Genomic DNA, 16,017 nt, shown 5'->3' on the forward strand with positions numbered 1-16,017 from the left:
CAGTGGCGGGGGTACGTCGGCGCCCGGCCCCTTGTCCGCCTGGGCCTTGCATTGGCTTTATCCGAGGGGAAACCCACATGAACTACAACTGGGACTGGGGCGTGTTCTTCAAGTCCACCGGCATCGGCAACGAGATCTACCTGGACTGGTTCGTCACCGGCCTGGGCTGGACCATCGCCGTCGCCCTGGCGGGCTGGATCATCGCCCTGCTGCTGGGCACCCTGCTCGGCGTGCTGCGTACCGTGCCGAACCGCTGGATCTCCGGCTTCGCCACCACCTACGTGGAAATCTTCCGCAACGTACCGCTGCTGGTGCAGCTGTTTCTCTGGTACTTCCTGGTCCCTGACCTGCTGCCCGAACCGTTGGAAATGTGGTTCAAGCAGGACTTGAACCCCGCGACCTCGGCCTACCTGAGCGTGGTCGTGTGCCTCGGTCTGTTCACTGCCGCGCGGGTCTGCGAGCAGGTGCGCACCGGCATCCAGGCGCTGTCCAAGGGCCAGACCGCCGCCGCCTACGCCATGGGGTTCAAGCTGCCGCAGGTCTATAGCCATGTGCTGCTGCCGCAGGCCTTTCGCATCATCGTGCCGCCGCTGACCAGCGAATTCCTCAACATCTTCAAGAACTCTTCGGTGGCGTCCTTGATCGGCCTGATGGAGCTGCTCGCGCAGACCAAACAGACCGCCGAGTTCTCCGCCAACCTGTTCGAAGCCTTCACCCTGGCCACGCTGATCTACTTCACGCTGAACATGAGCCTGATGCTGCTCATGCGTCTGGTCGAGAAGAAAATCGCGGTGCCGGGCCTGATTTCAGTGGGAGGCAAGTGATGGATTTCAGTGCAATTGTCCCGGCCCTGCCAGGCCTCTGGGAAGGCATGCTGATGACCCTGCAGTTGATGGTCTTCGGCGTGCTCGGCGGTGTGCTGCTGGGCACCCTGCTGGCGCTGCTGCGGCTGTCGCCCAGCAAGCTGCTGTCGAACCTGGCCGGCGCCTACGTCAACTACTTCCGCTCCATCCCGCTGTTGCTGGTGATCACCTGGTTCTACTTCGCGGTGCCCTTCGTGCTGCGCTGGATCACCGGCGAAGACACCCCGATCGGGGCGTTCAGCTCCTGCCTGGTGGCGTTCATGATGTTCGAGGCGGCGTATTTCTGCGAAATCGTCCGCGCCGGCATCCAGGCCATTCCCAAGGGCCAGATGGGCGCCGCCCAGGCGCTGGGCATGAACTACGGGCAGATGATGCGCCTGATCATCCTGCCCCAGGCCTTCCGCAAGATGACGCCGTTGCTGCTGCAGCAAAGCATCATCCTGTTTCAAGACACCTCCCTGGTTTACACCGTCGGCCTGATGGATTTCCTCAACGCCTCGCGCTCGCGTGGCGACATCGTCGGCCAACCGCACGAATTCCTCATCTTCGCCGGTCTGGTGTATTTCACGATCAGCTTCGCCGCCTCGCTGCTGGTGAAGCATCTGCACAGAAGGTTAGCCGTATGATTTCAATCAATAGCGTCAACAAGTGGTACGGGGACTTCCAGGTCCTGAGCGGTTGCACCACGCAGGTCAGCAAAGGTGAAGTGGTGGTGGTCTGCGGCCCGTCCGGTTCCGGCAAGTCCACCCTGATCAAGTGCGTCAATGCCCTGGAGCCCTTCCAGGAAGGCGACATCGTGGTCGACGGCACCTCCATCGCCAACAGCAAGACCGACCTGCCCAAGCTGCGTTCGCGCGTCGGCATGGTATTTCAGCACTTCGAGCTGTTCCCGCACCTGTCGATCACCGAGAACCTGAGCATCGCGCAGATCAAGGTGCTCGGCCGCAGCAAGGACGAAGCCATCGACAAAGGCCTCAAGCTGCTCGACCGCGTCGGCCTGCTGGCCCATGCCCACAAGCACCCCGGCCAACTCTCCGGTGGCCAGCAGCAGCGGGTGGCCATCGCCCGGGCGCTGGCCATGGACCCGATCGTGATGCTGTTCGACGAACCCACCTCGGCCCTCGACCCGGAGATGGTCACCGAGGTACTCGACGTCATGGTGCAACTGGCCAACGAAGGCATGACCATGATGTGCGTAACCCACGAGATGGGCTTCGCGCGCAAGGTCGCCGACCGGGTGATCTTCATGGATCAGGGGCAGATCGTCGAAGACTGCGCCAAAGAAGAATTCTTCGGTGACGTCTCGGCCCGCTCCGACCGTGCCCAACAGTTCCTCGCCAAGATCCTCCAGCATTGACGCAGCCCGCCGCCTTTCCCGAAGCGAAGGGCGGCGGCGCGGCTCAGTGCGTTCCAACCACCCAGACAATCAAGCCGATATCGCCGATGCCGCGTACAGCCGATATCACCAAGCCGATCACGCCGCAGCCGCGCCAACAATTGCCTGACCTGGGCACGACGCACGACAGCGGGCTGGCCGCACGCCCATGATTGTGCTGCAATCGCCTTCCCCCTGCTCTCGCGCGCTCCCGCCCTCGCTGATCGTGAAGTCTCGTCTGATCCGTCGCCTGCTCCTGCCCCTGCCGATCATCCTGCTGATGCTCGCCTGTGGTTATACCGCCTATTTCATCAGCGCCCAGGTCGGCATCCGCGCCCTGGCCGAGAGCGGCGAGCGCCAGCTCGAACTGCACGCCCGCGCGGTGGAAAGCGAGATCAGCACCCATACCTACCTACCCAGCCTGCTGGAGCTGGAATCCAGCGTCAGCCGCCTGCTGCTGCACCCGAGCGACTACCGCCGTGACCGGGTCAACGACTACCTCGAAGGGCTCAATCGCCGCAGCGGCAGCCGCGCGGTGTATGTGCTCGACCGCAACGGCCGGGTGCTGGCCACCAGCAACTGGCGCGACGCCGACAGCTTCCAGGGCGAAGACCTGGCCTACCGCGCCTACTTCCAGGACGCCATCACGGGCAAGCCCGGACGCTTCTACGGCATCGGTAGCACCACCGGCGAGCCCGGCTACTACCTGGCCCACGGCCTGCATCACCAGGGCAAGATCATCGGCGTGGCGGTGGTGAAGATCCGCCTTGACCCCCTGGAAAAGCGCTGGGAGCGGGCCCGCCTGGACGCCTTCGTCAGCGACGAGAACGGCATCATCATCCTCTCCAGCGACCCGGCCCGCCGGCTCAAGGCCGTGCGCCCCCTCAGTACCGAAACCCGGGCGAAACTGGCCGGCAGCCTGCAATACCACTGGACCACGCTGGAAGAACTGCAACCCCTGGCCCGCGAGCGTTTCAACGCCGATGCCGAACTGTTGACCCTGCCTGCCAGCGGCGAAAACGGTGACGCCGCGCAGCCGGTCAGTTACCTGGCGCAGACCCGCCGCCTCAACGACCCGCCCTGGGACTTCACCCTGCTCTCGCCGGTCCAGGATGTACGCCGCGAAGCCGCCAGCCACGGCATGCTGGCGGCGGTGGCCTGTGCCCTGCTGGCCTTCCTGCTGATCGCCTGGAACGAACGGCGCAAAGTAATTGCCACCCGCCTGGCCGCCCGCGAGGCGCTGCTACAGGCCAACAATGAGCTGGAGCGCAAGATCGCCGAACGCACCGCCGACCTGCGCTCCAGCAACGAACGTCTGAAGGCGCAGATCCGCGAACGCCAGCAGGCCGAGATCACCCTGCGCAAGGCCCAGGACGACCTGGTGCAAGCCGGCAAGCTGGCGGTGATCGGGCAGATGTCCACCAGCATCGCCCACGAACTCAACCAGCCACTGGCCGCCCTGCGCACCCTGTCCGGCAACACCGTGCGCTTCCTGCAACGTGGCGCCCTGGACACCGCCAGCAGCAACCTGGCCACCATCAACGAACTGGTCGACCGCATGGGTCGCATCACCGGCAGCCTGCGCGCCTTCGCCCGACGCTCCGACGACAGTGGCGAAGCCCTCCTGGGCAAGGCGGTGGACGCCGCCCTGTTCCTCCTCCACCCACGCCTGGAGCGCACGCCGCTGCATATCCACCGGGCCTACAGCGACGTTCGCCTGGCCATCGACCAGACGCGCCTGGAGCAGATCCTGGTCAACCTGATCGTCAATGCCATCGACGCCATGCACGGGCAGAGCGACCGCCAGCTCTGGCTCGACGGCCAGGTACAGGACGACCACTACCGGCTGCACGTGCGCGACAATGGCCCGGGTATTCCACCCTCGGTGCGCGTACACCTGTTCGAGCCGTTCTTCACCACCAAACCCGGCGAGCAAGGCCTGGGCCTGGGTCTGACGCTGTCAGCCAGCCTGGCCGCCGCTGCCGGCGGCAACCTCAGCGTGCAACACCTGGAAAACGGCGGCACCGCCTTCGAACTGAACCTGCCCCTACTGCCCCGATCCCCTGCCGAGTCCAGCCGCGATGAATGACCAACTGACCGTCCTGATCGTCGAAGACGACCCGCATGTCCTGCTCGGCTGCCAGCAAGCCCTGAGCCTGGAGGACATCCCCAGCATCGGCGTCGGCAGCGCCGAGGAAGCCCTGCAGCAGGTCGGCGAGAACTTCGCCGGCATCGTCATCAGCGATATCCGCCTGCCCGGCATCGACGGCCTGGAACTGCTCGCCCGCCTCAAAGCCCGTGACCGCAGCCTGCCGGTGGTGCTGATCACCGGCCACGGCGACATCTCCATGGCGGTTGGCGCGATGCGCGACGGCGCCTACGACTTCATGGAAAAACCCTTCTCCCCCGAGCGCTTGGTGGATGTCACCCGCCGCGCCCTTGAACAGCGCGGGCTGGCCCGTGAGGTCTCGGCCCTGCGCCGCCAGTTGGCCGGGCACCAGGCCCTGGGCGAACGCCTGCTCGGCCGCTCGCCGGCCATGCAGCAACTGCGCGAGCTGATCGCCAACGTCGCCGACACCTCGGCCAACGTTTTGATCGAAGGCGAAACCGGCACCGGCAAGGAACTGGTCGCCCGCTGCCTGCACGATTTCAGCCGGCGCAAGGATCACCAGTTCGTCGCCCTGAACTGCGGCGGCCTGCCGGAAAACCTGTTCGAGAGCGAGATTTTCGGCCACGAAGCGCATGCCTTCACCGGCGCGAGCAAACGGCGCATCGGCAAGATCGAGCACGCCAACGGCGGCAGCCTGCTCCTCGACGAGATCGAGAGCATGCCGATCAATCTGCAGATCAAACTGCTGCGCGTGCTGCAGGAACATAGCCTGGAGCGCCTGGGCTCGAACCAGAGCGTGGCGGTGGACTGCCGGGTAATCGCCGCGACCAAAGCCGACCTGGACGAACTGGGCAAGGCTGGGCAATTTCGCAGCGACCTGTACTACCGCCTCAACGTGGTCACCCTGGAGTTGCCGCCGCTGCGCGAGCGCCGCGAGGACATCCCGTTGCTGTTCGAGCACTTCCTCCAGCAATCCTCGCTGCGCTTCGACCGCACCGCGCCGGAGCTGGATCGGCAAACCCTGTCGAGTCTGATGGCCCACGACTGGCCGGGCAACGTACGCGAATTGCGCAACGTCGCGGAACGCTTTGCCCTGGGTCTACCGGTGTTCAAGAAAAGCGGGCTGGCGGTGGAAAGCTGCGGCCCGTCCTTTGCCGAAGCGGTGGACGCCTTCGAGAAGAGCCTGCTCAGCGATGCCCTGGAACGCCACAACGGCAACCTCAGCCAGGCCAGCCAGGCGCTGGGCATGGCCAAGACCACACTGTTCGACAAGGTGAAAAAGCACGGACTGTCGGGCTGACTCAGGAACGCAGCACAGCCCAGCGTGCACTATTGCGGGCGCACGCTGGGCTGAAGCCTACAAGCCCATCTGCTTACTGATGATCTCGTTCATCACTTCCCGCGTGCCGCCGCCAATCGAGAGAGTCCGATTGTCGCGGTACAGCCGCTCCACCAGGCTTTCGCGCCATAAAGGCCCAAATGCCTTAACGCGTTCGAGCGCCTACAAGCCCATCTGCTTACTGATGATCTCGTTCATCACTTCCCGCGTGCCGCCGCCAATCGAGAGAATCCGGTTGTCGCGGTACAGCCGCTCCACCAGGCTTTCGCGCATATAACCCATGCCACCGGCGACCTGCACCGCGTCGTAGACGATGCGGTCGGCGATATCGGTGGCGAAGTTCTTGGCCATGGAAATTTCCTTGATCACCGACTTGCCCGCGGCCATCTTCGCCGCCTGGCGGTAGGTGAACTCGCGGGACACCTCCAGTTGCGTGGCCATCTCCGCCAGGCGGTGCTTGAGCACCTGGAACTTGCCGATCGGTTTACCGAACGCTTCGCGCTGCCGGGCCCAGGTCAACGACTCCTCGAGGGCCAGCTCGGCGGTCATATTGGCCATGATCGCCAGCGCCAGCCGCTCGGACTGGAAGTTGGCCATGATCCCGGCAAAGCCCATGTTTTCCACGCCGATCAGGTTGTCCACCGGCACCTGGCAATCATCGAAGAACAACTCGGCGGTATCGGATGCCCACCAACCCATCTTCTTCAGCTTGCGGCCGACGGTGAAGCCCGGCGTACCCTTCTCGATCAGCAACAGGCTGACCCCACCGAAGCCCTCGCCGCCCGTGCGCACGGCCACCGTGTAGTAGTCGGCACGTACGCCACTGGTGATAAAGGTTTTGCTGCCGGTCACCCGGTAAAAATCGCCATCACGCACGGCACGGGTTTTCAGGCTGGCCACATCCGAGCCGCCCGACGGCTCGGTGACCGCCAGTGCCATGATCTTCTCGCCGGACAGCACCTGCGGCACCACCCGGTCACGGATCGCCGGTTTGGCCCATTTCACCACCGGTGGCAAGCCGATATCCAGTGAGCCCAACCCCGCCACCAGGCCGCCGGAGCCGCAGCGCATCAGCTCTTCGCTGGCCGCCACCTTGGCGAACAGATCGCCCTCATGACTGCCGCCGAACCGCTCGGGATAACCAATGCCGAGAATCCCGGCGGCACCGGCCTTCAGGTACAACTCGCGAGGAAATTCCTCGGCCTCCTCCCAGTCGGCGACATAGGGCAGGATTTCCCGCTCGACGAAGCGCCGAACGGAATCGCGTACCAATTGATGGGAGTCGTCGAAGTATTCCTGAAAAGCTGACATGGCAGGTTCCCGCAAAGGTTTGCACGACCATACCGAGCGCTTGCTTGGTTTTCAAGAAGAGGGATCGGCCATAACCGACGACGTTTGCGTAGCTTGCTGTCTGGCTGCGCTGCGCTGCCTGGAAAAATGGCGCGCACGTTGCTTGCGCCACCAGATCACCACGCCGGTGATGCTCAGCACGGCAATGGCAATACCCAGCGCCGCGATCAGGATGCGCCCCGGAAAACCGAGAATGCGGCCGCCGTGAATGGGCAACTGCAGTTGATAGAAACGCTCGCCAAGCGTGCCCTGTCCGGGAATTTCACGACCGATCAGGCGGCCATCCGTACCATGCAGGAACAGCCAGGCATTGCCCTGATCACTCGCGTGGTCACCGAAGCCGGCGCCGAAGAAGTTGTATTCGAAGCTGTAGTACAGCTCGGTGATCGGTGCGTGCAGACCGAGCCGATCACCCGCCTCCCGCGCCAGCCGGTAGGTCTGTCGATAGTCCAGCTTGAGCTCGCCCAGTTCGTCCTTGGGCAGGCGCCCGCGCGCCTCGTAGGTGCTCAGCGGTACCGGCGAAAACAGCGAGACCACCGGTTTGAATACCTGGCTCGGCAGGTTCATCGCCACGCTGCTGACCGCCACCGGTGTGAGCAGCAGCCATAGCCACAGGCCACCGGCACGGTGCACGTCATGGTTAAGGCGCTGGCGCTTGATCTTCCAGGCGCTACCCCACTTACGCAGGAGCGGTCGGCCACGCGGAAAGGTCAGCCACAGCGAAACGAAGCAGTCCAACACCCAGAGGATTGCCACCAACCCCATCAGCAAGATGCCCCAATTGCCTGGCAGGCTCAGGTTGTAGTGGAACTCGAGGATGAACGGAACCAAGTTCTCCCGCGAGAAACAGCAGGCACCCCACTCGCGCTCGCCGAGCACCTCGGCGTTGTGCGGGTCGAGGTAGTACACCCGCGGCGCCAATGGATACGGTTTGCCTGTGGCCGGATCGTTGCGCGCCACGGTGGCCAACAGGGCCGAGTGGCCGGGCTCGTCGGCTTGCTCCATGTACCAGACCAGGCGCTGTGGCTGCACCGCTTCCAGACGCTCGATCAGCGTCGGGCCGTCCAGCGCCGTACCGGGCTGCTCGGCCGTGCGATAGAACTGCGGATTGAGCCATTCATCCAGTTCGTGATGGAAAGCCAACACGCTGCCGGTAAGCCCCGCCAGCGCAAGAAACAGTGCAGTGGCCAGGCCCATATAGCGGTGCAGGTAAACCAGAATCGTGCGCATCGTTATGTTCGCTGTTGCAAGAAGCACAAAACCGCCGGCCCTCGCGGACCGGCGGCCGTTTCAACGCTTTAGAAGCGCTGGGTCACAGTCGCCACCACCGTGCGTTCCTCACCGAGGTAGCAGGCATTCTGCGAGTAGCAGGACGCTACGTAGTACTCATCGGTAAGGTTGTTGGCGTTCAGGCGCACCGAAGTGCCCTTCAGGCCTACGCTCGACAGGTCGTAGCTGACCGAGGCATCGAACAAGGTGTAAGACGGCACCTTGAAGTCGTTCAGGTCGCTGCCATAGCTGGAGCCGACATAACGAGCGCCAGCGCCAATCGACAGCCCCGTCAACAGCTCATCGTTGAAGCTGTAGTCAGCCCACAGGCTGGCCATGTGTTTGGGGGTCTGGTACGGCGTGTTGCCTTTGGCATCCACGACGCCACCCGTAGCGTCGAAGACGAAGTTGGACTTGCTGTACTCCACCTTGTTGTAGGTGTAGCCGCCCATCAGTTGCAGGTTGTCGGTGACATGCACCCGCGCTTCCAGCTCGATACCCTTGGAATCGATGCCGCCAACGCCCTTGTACTCGTAGTCGTTGTTGAAGTCGTTTTCCTTGGCGAACAGGTTTTCCATTTCGATGCTGAAGAAGGAGATGGTGTAGAGGTCGTCGGTGCCCGGCGGCTGGAATTTCAGCCCGGTTTCCCACTGCTTCCCGGTGGTGGGCTTGAGGATCTGCGCCCCATCGGAGTAATTCGAGGTTGGGTTGAACGAGGTGGAATAGCTGATATAGGGCGACAGGCCATTGTCGAAGGCATAGAGCACGCCGGCATGGCCGCTGAATTTTTCACCGCGGTTGGCATCCTTGGTCTGCTGGAAGTCATCGTCGATGGATACGTCGTACCAGTCCTGGCGAAGACCCATGGAGAAATGCCAGTTGTCGAGCTCAATCAGGTCCTGCAGGTACAGGCCGGTCTGCTTCTGCCGGCGCAGAGCGTCACTGCTGGTGAGCAGACCGGACAGATCGTTGGGGGCATAGATCGGGTTGAATACATCGAGCGAAGTCACCGAGCTGTAGTCGTAGTCGTAGAACACCTTGTTCTTCGAGTACTGGTAGTCCAGGCCGCTGACCACCGTGTGCTGGACGGCACCGGTGAAGAATTCAGCCTGCAGCATGTTGTCGACGATCCAGGCGTGCAGGTTCTCCTTGCCGCCGCTGTAACCGCGATACAGCTCGTTACTGGTCGAGCTCAGGTAGCCATTGCCCCAGACCTGATTGTTTTCCACCTCGGCGTCCAGGTAGCGAAAGTTCTGCCGCGCACTCCAGGTGTCATTAAAGCGGTGCTGCAACTCGTAACCGAGCATCTGCTGGGTACGGGTGAAGTTTTCAATCTGCGGATCGCCTTCGAAGAAGCTGCTGGAGATGCGCTCGCCATTGCGCTGGTGCAGGGTGCCCGAGGCCGGCAGGCTGCCGTGGTAACCGCCGTTGGGATCGTGTTGCAAGTACGCATAGAGATTGAGGTAAGTGTCCTCACTGAGGTTGAGCGCCAGGCTCGGCATCAGCGCGTAACGGGTCTCCTCGACATGATCGGCCTGGGTGTCGCTGTCCTTGGCCAGGCCGACGACGCGGTAGGCGATGCGCTCGTTGAGCGGCCCGGTAACGTCGAAGGCGGCGCTCTTGTAGTCGTTGTTGCCGTAGGACAGGTCGATGCGGCCGGACTCGGTGAACTCCGGGCGTTTGCTGGTCAGCGCCGCCAGACCACCGGGGTTGCTGCGGCCGTAAAGCACCGAGGACGGGCCCTTGAGCACGTCGATGCGTTCGATGAAATAAGGATCGATCTGCAGGCTGGAAAAGGAGCCTGGATCGCCCATCGATTTCAGGCCGTCGATGATGATGTTGTCCACCGAACCGTCGTTGATCCCGCGCATGGCCAGGTAGTCGTAGCGATGGGTGCTGCCGTAAGGGTTGGTCAGCACACCCGGGGTGTAGCGCACGGCTTCGGCAACGGTGACCGAACCTTGCTTGTCGATCTGCTCGCGGGTGACCACGGACACGCTCTGCGAGGTTTTCACCAGTTCCTTGCTGGTCTTGGTCGCCACACTGCTGTGGGTGGCGCTGTAGCCGTCCATGCTGCCGAGTGCGTTGCCCAGGGCAAAGGCCTTTACCGAGGCCGCCGGCAACTCCAATGCGGCATCGCCGCTGCTGGCACTCAGGTAATAACCACCCTGTTGATCCTGGGCCGCTTGCAAACCGCTGCCCGCGAGCAGCCGAACAAAACCCTCAGCGATAGAGAAATCGCCCTGCAGACCTCGGGTCGTTTTACCTTCGGTCAGGCGCCCATCGACCGACAGCATCACCCCGGCCTCGCCAGCGAAGCGGCTGAGTGCCGAAGACAACTGCCCTGCCGGAATCTGGTAGTGACGCACGGCCTGTTCGTACCCCGAAGACGCCCCTGCCTCCAGCGTCTCGGCATGCACCAGTAACGGCTGCAGCGCTGCCAGCGGCAATGCCATCAATGCCAGACGTATCGAGGGGCGTAGCCGGTTGGACGTGATGGACAACGAGAAAGGAGTGGATCGACTGGAACGCATTAAGGTGTTTCCGTTTGGTGTGTGGCTGCGCGCTTTGCGCATGCCCTATGCGCCTAAAGCCAAACGAAAGGCAAAAAGGGGAACCCATAAATGAAAATATTTATCTTCCGCGATAAAAACTCATTCAGCAGGTCGCCTGCCGCTAATCCGAGGCCGCTGCTGGCAATGGCTCCAGGGTGGTCCACCAAGGCATGCGGCGATTGACCCTGATCGGCAAACTGTTCTCCAGGGCCGCCAGAATCTTGCCGTGCTCGGCCAATGGGTAGGCGCCGACCAAGCGCAGGTCGGCGATTCGCGGATCACAACCCAGATAACCTGGCAGGTAGTCGGATAGCTCGGCGATGAAATCGCCCAGGCGCATGTTGTCGGCCAGCAGCACGCCCTGGCTCCAGGCTTGACGGCCCGGTTCGGCCTTTTCGATCGCATCACTGTCATCACGACTGAAACGCACCTGCTGGCCGGCATCGACCACTTGCCGAGCACCGCGTCCTGCCGGCGTTATCTCCACTGCGCCCTCGAAGACACTGAGCTGCGTGAAGCCCTCGCCTTCGCGTACGCTGAAACGCGTACCGAGCGCACGCAGGCGCCCTTGCTGGCTGTCCACAACCAAGGGGCGCGAAGGAACGAGAGAGTCATGGGCGCTGTCGATCAGTACCTCGCCACGGTACAGCTGGAGCCGGCGCAAGCGCGTGTGGTAATCGATATCGACGGCGCTGTTGCTGTTCAGCCACAGTTGCGTGCCGTCGGCCAAAGCGGTTTGGCGGATTTCACCCGTGCCCGTTCGCTCGCTCGCCACCCACGCCGACCAGGGCGAGCGTCGTGGAGTGGCCAACGCCAATACCGCACCACCGCACAGCAAGGCGAGCATGCCCAGAGCCTGACGGCGACTCTTGCCCGCTGCGCGCAACGCCTGCCCGGCCGCGGCCCGATGGCTGCCGTCTGGCAAGCGTTCGAACTGACCACTGATCGTCTCCACACGCTGCCAGGCCGCCGCATGCTCGGGTTTCACCGACAACCACAGCTGCCAGGCCTGGCGCTGCGCCTCACTGACTTCACCGCTGCTGAGTACGGCGAACCACTCGGCCGCCTGCTGCAGAACGGCGTAATCGCTGGCTTGAGCGTTAACCACGGGCACCATTCAGGCCTCCGCCAGCATCAGGCAATGCAACATGGCCTGGGCCATGTACTTCTTCACCATGCGCTCGGAAACCTCCAGACGCGCGGCAATCGCCACGTAGGTCAGGCCATCCAGCTGCGACAGCAGGAACGCCTGACGCACTTTGCGCGGCAAGCGCAGCAACATGGCGTCGATCGCCAGCAGGGTTTCCATGATCAACTCGCGTTCTTCCGGTGACGGCGCAAGCATTTCCGGCTGCAAGGCCAAGGCATCCAGGTAGGCCCGCTCGAGGGCCTGGCGACGCCAGAAGTTGACCAGCAGAGAATGGGCAATGGTCGACAGGTAGGCGCGTGGCTCGCGAAGCGTCGGCAGCTCACACTCCTTGGCCAGCACTCGCATGAAAGTGTCCTGAGCCAAGTCGGCAGCGTTATGCGCACAACCCAGACGCTTGCGCAGCCAGGCATTCAGCCAGCCGTTGTGCTCGCGATACAGGTGTTGCAGAGACTGCAGGGATGAAAGCTCGCCGACCGACATTGAGAGCACCTGATAACCAGACCGCACCAAACAAAGGCGCAAATGGTAATGCTTCTCAAGTGTAAATTGCTAGAGTCGATCTGCCGATAACGCCACTTGCACCGAATTAAAGGCTGATTGGACGTCGGCCAGCCAATGCATGGGCCAACGTGCCGCCATCGACCAGCTCCAGCTCGCCGCCCAGCGGCATGCCATGGGCGATGCGCGAGGTGATCAGGCCTTTGTTGGCCAGCAGTTGGGCGATGTAGTGGGCCGTCGCCTCACCTTCCACCGTCGGATTGGTGGCGAGTATCACCTCGCTGAAAGCCGCCTGCTCGATGCGCGCCAGCAGGTCGGGCACACCGATGGCCTCAGGGCCCAGGCCATCCAGCGGCGACAGGTGCCCCTTGAGTACGAAGTAGCGCCCGCGAAAGCCGGTCTGCTCGACCGCATAGACATCCATCGGCCCCTCCACCACGCAAAGCAGCGTGTCATCGCGGCGTGGGTCGAGGCAAATCTGGCAGATGTCATCCTCGCTGAGGGTACGACATTGCTTGCAGTGCCCGACGCCTTCCATCGCCTGGGTCAGCGCCTGCGCCAGGCGCAGGGCGCCGCTGCGATCCCGTTCGAGCATCTGCAAAGCCATGCGCTGCGCAGTCTTCTGCCCCACCCCCGGCAGAATGCGCAGGGAGTCGATCAGTTGGCGAATCAGCGGGCTGAAGCTCATGCTAGATACTCGGTAACGACGATGTTTCGGGGAGGGGTCCGCCCAGTGTCTTTCAACCTTTCCCTACGCGCAAAGCCGTCGGGGTGATCAGACGGCAGCAGGCGTGGGCACCGGAGTTTACTGCTGTAAATGAGGATGCCCGCGCCTGCTTGCAACGCAGTAATGTGCGCTGGCTGGGCTCCCCATTACTAGAAGGGCATTTTGAAGCCGGGCGGGAGCTGCATCCCCGAGGTCATGCCGGACATCTTGTCCTGGCTGTTCTGCTCGACCTTGCGCACCGCATCGTTCACGGCCGCCGCGATCAGGTCTTCGAGCACTTCCTTGTCTTCCTGCATCAGGCTGTCATCCAGGCTGATGCGCTTGACGTCATGCCGACCGGTCATCACCACGCTGACCAGACCCGCGCCGGATTGGCCGGTCACTTCAGCGTTGGCCAGCTCTTCTTGCATCTTGGCCATTTTCTCTTGCATCTGCTGCGCCTGCTTCATCAGGCCGGCCATGCCACCTTTCATCATGGGAATCACCTCAAATATTCAGGGGGTCACTAGGGAATCAACGGGTTCAATAGTACCGTCGCGGATCACCGCGGCGAACTGCTGCATCATTTGCTGCACCAGCGGATCGTCATGGATCGACGCCTCCGCCGAACGCTGACGGTCCGCGCGCTTGCGCGAAGCGGCCTGCGCCGGGGTTTCCTGTTCGGGCTTGCGCAACTCGATTTCCAGGGTCAGCGGCCGCTCATGGTACTGATTCAGGGCATCGTTCAAGCGCCGCTGCTGGGTCGCGTTGAACAGCGCACTCTGCGCCGGGTCCAGGTGCAGACGCCAGGTATCGCCCTCGATGGCGACCAGGGTGCAGTTGGCCGCGATGCTACCGGTCAAACCGGTTATGCCCAGGCGCGGAAACAGCTCCAACCAGTCAGCCGCCAAGCCGGTGGCCGGCTGCGCCGCAGGTTGCGGCTCCGCTTCGACAACAGGCGCGGCAGCGGCGACAGACTCCAGGGCATCGAGGTAAGCATCGGTCTCACCATCGATCCCGTAGTAATCCTCATCCCCGGGCGGTGGCTCATCGTCACGCTCCATATCATCGAGCATCGAGACCGACTCAAGCACCGCTGGAGCGGGCACAGGCGCCACGGGTGCCACGGCGGGTTCGGCCACGACAACCGGCGCAGGCGTCGCAACGCTTGGCTCATTCCAGGGCAGATCGACGACCTCGACCGCCTGCACCACAGGTGCGGGCTGCGAAATGACGGGCTGCGCGAGCACCGGGACAGGCGCGACGACTGGCGCCAGCACGACAGCCTCAACCGGCACGGGCTGGGTCATGGCATCGGCAACAACAAGCGGCTCGGCAACGGGCGCCACCACAGGCGTTGGCTCCGCGACAGGCGTTACCACTGGAGCCACAGCCACTGGCACAGCCGGCACCGCCACAGCAGCTCCGGCCACTGGGTTAGGACGGGGATCAGCAGTGGCCTGGCTAATCCCTAGCGGCTTTAGCGCCACCCTCGGCGCATCATCGTTATCCGCCGGTCGGAAGGCCAGCATCCGCAGCAGCACCATCTCGAAGCCACTGCGCGGGTCCGGCGCCAGCGGCAGATCACGCCGCCCGATCAGGCCCATCTGATAATAGAACTGCACATCTTCGGCCGGCAGCGCCTGCGCCAATGCCAGCACGCGATCACGGTCGCCCTGGCCATTGTCGACCGCCTCGGGCAACGCCTGGGCAATGGCCACGCGGTGCAGCACATTGAGCATTTCCGACAGCACGCCGCTCCAATCCGGGCCTTGCTCGGCCAGGTGGCGCACCGCTTCGATCACACCACGCGCATCGCCTTCCAGCAACGCATGCAGCACGCCATAGACCTGGCCGTGATCGAGCGTGCCGAGCATGGCCCGCACATCCGCAGCCAAGACCTTGCCCTCGCCAAAGGCGATGGCCTGATCGGTGAGGCTCATGGCGTCGCGCATCGAACCATCGGCCGCACGCCCCAGGAGCCAGAGCGCATCCTCCTCGAAGGGCACGTTCTCGACGCCCAGCACATGGGTCAGGTGCTCGACCACACGCTCCGGCGGCATGTTCTTCAGGGAAAACTGCAGGCAACGCGACAGAATAGTGACCGGCAGCTTCTGCGGATCGGTGGTCGCCAGCAGGAATTTGACGTGGGGTGGCGGCTCCTCGAGGGTTTTCAGCAACGCATTGAACGAGTGCGAAGACAGCATGTGCACTTCGTCGATGAGGTACACCTTGAAGCGCCCACGGCTCGGCGCGTACTGCACGTTATCCAGCAGCTCGCGGGTGTCTTCGACCTTGGTCCGGCTGGCGGCGTCGACTTCGATCAGGTCGACGAAGCGCCCCTCGTCGATCTCCTTACAGACCGAACAGACCCCACAGGGCGTCGAACTGATGCCGGTTTCGCAATTCAGGCACTTGGCGATGATCCGCGCAATGGTGGTCTTCCCCACCCCGCGGGTACCGGTGAACAGATAGGCATGGTGCAGGCGCTGGCTGTCGAGGGCATTGATCAGAGCCTTCAGCACATGGGTCTGGCCGACCATTTCGCGGAACGAGCGCGGACGCCATTTACGTGCAAGAACCTGATAACTCATCGAAAACCGTCGCAGCTGGGGAGCAAGAAGTCGGCTAATCCTAGCGGAGCACGGAGCAAATTGCATCCGATGCGGTTGGCAATTGCGCCACTGGCTGGGTGTTGGAGCGAATGCAGGCGCCGGCAGGGCGAAGCCTGGGGATACTGAGGGGCAAATAACTGAAGACGCAAACAGCTAACGGCATCCGACAGCACAATTCGAAGCAAGT

Annotated in this window: 15 protein-coding genes; 6 read left to right on the forward strand and 9 right to left on the reverse strand. The window is 63.1% G+C overall.

Annotation, left to right across the window (positions count from 1 at the left end; all coding sequences use genetic code 11):
* Window positions 1-77 precede the first annotated feature (77 nt).
* The 6 genes from AC3IYG_RS13405 to aauR are packed head-to-tail and all read left to right on the forward strand — an operon-like array spanning window position 78 to window position 5,648.
* Window positions 78-824 carry an amino acid ABC transporter permease gene (locus tag AC3IYG_RS13405; protein ID WP_489309123.1) on the forward strand — a complete coding sequence of 249 codons (747 nt, stop codon included), beginning with the start codon at window positions 78-80 and terminating at the stop codon, window positions 822-824.
* Complete coding sequence (locus AC3IYG_RS13410) at window positions 821-1,489, forward strand: amino acid ABC transporter permease (RefSeq protein WP_489309125.1); 669 nt, start codon at window positions 821-823, stop codon at window positions 1,487-1,489. Before AC3IYG_RS13405 ends, AC3IYG_RS13410 begins: the two co-directional genes overlap by 4 nt.
* Window positions 1,486-2,220: an amino acid ABC transporter ATP-binding protein gene (locus AC3IYG_RS13415; RefSeq protein WP_489309126.1), complete on the forward strand. Its 735-nt coding sequence runs from the start codon at window positions 1,486-1,488 to the stop codon at window positions 2,218-2,220. Before AC3IYG_RS13410 ends, AC3IYG_RS13415 begins: the two co-directional genes overlap by 4 nt.
* Window positions 2,217-2,411, forward strand: a complete 195-nt coding sequence (locus AC3IYG_RS13420; RefSeq protein ID WP_489332097.1) for a hypothetical protein — start codon at window positions 2,217-2,219, stop codon at window positions 2,409-2,411. Before AC3IYG_RS13415 ends, AC3IYG_RS13420 begins: the two co-directional genes overlap by 4 nt.
* The gene (locus AC3IYG_RS13425) at window positions 2,408-4,327 is read left to right on the forward strand and encodes a sensor histidine kinase (RefSeq protein WP_489309128.1); all 1,920 of its coding nucleotides are present in this window, start codon (window positions 2,408-2,410) and stop codon (window positions 4,325-4,327) included. Before AC3IYG_RS13420 ends, AC3IYG_RS13425 begins: the two co-directional genes overlap by 4 nt.
* On the forward strand, window positions 4,320-5,648 hold the full coding sequence (aauR, locus tag AC3IYG_RS13430) for a two-component response regulator AauR (protein ID WP_489332098.1): 1,329 nt from the start codon (window positions 4,320-4,322) through the stop codon (window positions 5,646-5,648). The genes AC3IYG_RS13425 and aauR overlap by 8 nt, the downstream gene beginning before the upstream one ends.
* 57 nt (window positions 5,649-5,705) lie before the next feature.
* Here the strand turns inward: aauR and AC3IYG_RS13435 are convergent, their stop codons facing one another.
* The 9 genes from AC3IYG_RS13435 to dnaX form a co-directional block, all read right to left on the reverse strand.
* A complete protein-coding gene (locus tag AC3IYG_RS13435; RefSeq protein WP_489309130.1) occupies window positions 5,706-5,801 on the reverse strand; it encodes an acyl-CoA dehydrogenase family protein in 96 nt (31 codons plus the stop codon).
* 48 nt (window positions 5,802-5,849) lie between these two features.
* Entirely contained in the window at window positions 5,850-6,998 is a 1,149-nt protein-coding gene (locus AC3IYG_RS13440; RefSeq protein WP_489309132.1) for an acyl-CoA dehydrogenase family protein, read from the reverse strand.
* Window positions 6,999-7,049: 51 nt separating this feature from the next.
* Window positions 7,050-8,267 (reverse strand): PepSY-associated TM helix domain-containing protein, encoded by a 1,218-nt coding sequence (locus tag AC3IYG_RS13445; RefSeq protein ID WP_489309134.1) that lies wholly within the window; start codon window positions 8,265-8,267, stop codon window positions 7,050-7,052.
* 68 nt (window positions 8,268-8,335) lie between these two features.
* Complete coding sequence (locus AC3IYG_RS13450) at window positions 8,336-10,840, reverse strand: TonB-dependent siderophore receptor (RefSeq protein WP_489309136.1); 2,505 nt, start codon at window positions 10,838-10,840, stop codon at window positions 8,336-8,338.
* A gap of 142 nt (window positions 10,841-10,982) precedes the next feature.
* Window positions 10,983-11,978, reverse strand: coding sequence for a FecR domain-containing protein (locus AC3IYG_RS13455; protein ID WP_489309138.1), 996 nt, complete (start codon window positions 11,976-11,978; stop codon window positions 10,983-10,985).
* Window positions 11,979-12,491 carry a sigma-70 family RNA polymerase sigma factor gene (locus AC3IYG_RS13460; RefSeq protein ID WP_489309140.1) on the reverse strand — a complete coding sequence of 171 codons (513 nt, stop codon included), beginning with the start codon at window positions 12,489-12,491 and terminating at the stop codon, window positions 11,979-11,981.
* Between the two features lie 106 nt (window positions 12,492-12,597).
* On the reverse strand, window positions 12,598-13,197 hold the full coding sequence (gene recR, locus AC3IYG_RS13465) for a recombination mediator RecR (RefSeq protein WP_489309142.1): 600 nt from the start codon (window positions 13,195-13,197) through the stop codon (window positions 12,598-12,600).
* A 188-nt stretch (window positions 13,198-13,385) separates the two neighbouring features.
* The gene (locus tag AC3IYG_RS13470) at window positions 13,386-13,712 is read right to left on the reverse strand and encodes a YbaB/EbfC family nucleoid-associated protein (RefSeq protein WP_489309144.1); all 327 of its coding nucleotides are present in this window, start codon (window positions 13,710-13,712) and stop codon (window positions 13,386-13,388) included.
* A gap of 18 nt (window positions 13,713-13,730) precedes the next feature.
* Window positions 13,731-15,809: a DNA polymerase III subunit gamma/tau gene (gene dnaX, locus AC3IYG_RS13475; RefSeq protein ID WP_489309146.1), complete on the reverse strand. Its 2,079-nt coding sequence runs from the start codon at window positions 15,807-15,809 to the stop codon at window positions 13,731-13,733.
* Window positions 15,810-16,017 lie beyond the last annotated feature (208 nt).

This window comes from Pseudomonas sp. KH_027 (assembly GCF_057838565.1).

Excerpts from the sequence above, each read along its gene's own strand:
- AC3IYG_RS13405 (WP_489309123.1), top strand. The coding sequence starts at position 78 with ATGAACTACAACTGGGACTGGGGCGTGTTCTTCAAGTCCACCGGCATC.
- AC3IYG_RS13415 (WP_489309126.1), top strand. The coding sequence starts at position 1,486 with ATGATTTCAATCAATAGCGTCAACAAGTGGTACGGGGACTTCCAGGTC.
- AC3IYG_RS13425 (WP_489309128.1), top strand. The coding sequence starts at position 2,408 with ATGATTGTGCTGCAATCGCCTTCCCCCTGCTCTCGCGCGCTCCCGCCC.
- aauR (WP_489332098.1), top strand. The coding sequence starts at position 4,320 with ATGAATGACCAACTGACCGTCCTGATCGTCGAAGACGACCCGCATGTC.
- AC3IYG_RS13440 (WP_489309132.1), bottom strand. The coding sequence starts at position 6,998 with ATGTCAGCTTTTCAGGAATACTTCGACGACTCCCATCAATTGGTACGC.
- AC3IYG_RS13445 (WP_489309134.1), bottom strand. The coding sequence starts at position 8,267 with ATGCGCACGATTCTGGTTTACCTGCACCGCTATATGGGCCTGGCCACT.
- AC3IYG_RS13450 (WP_489309136.1), bottom strand. The coding sequence starts at position 10,840 with ATGCGTTCCAGTCGATCCACTCCTTTCTCGTTGTCCATCACGTCCAAC.
- AC3IYG_RS13455 (WP_489309138.1), bottom strand. The coding sequence starts at position 11,978 with ATGGTGCCCGTGGTTAACGCTCAAGCCAGCGATTACGCCGTTCTGCAG.
- AC3IYG_RS13460 (WP_489309140.1), bottom strand. The coding sequence starts at position 12,491 with ATGTCGGTCGGCGAGCTTTCATCCCTGCAGTCTCTGCAACACCTGTAT.
- recR (WP_489309142.1), bottom strand. The coding sequence starts at position 13,197 with ATGAGCTTCAGCCCGCTGATTCGCCAACTGATCGACTCCCTGCGCATT.
- AC3IYG_RS13470 (WP_489309144.1), bottom strand. The coding sequence starts at position 13,712 with ATGATGAAAGGTGGCATGGCCGGCCTGATGAAGCAGGCGCAGCAGATG.
- dnaX (WP_489309146.1), bottom strand. The coding sequence starts at position 15,809 with ATGAGTTATCAGGTTCTTGCACGTAAATGGCGTCCGCGCTCGTTCCGC.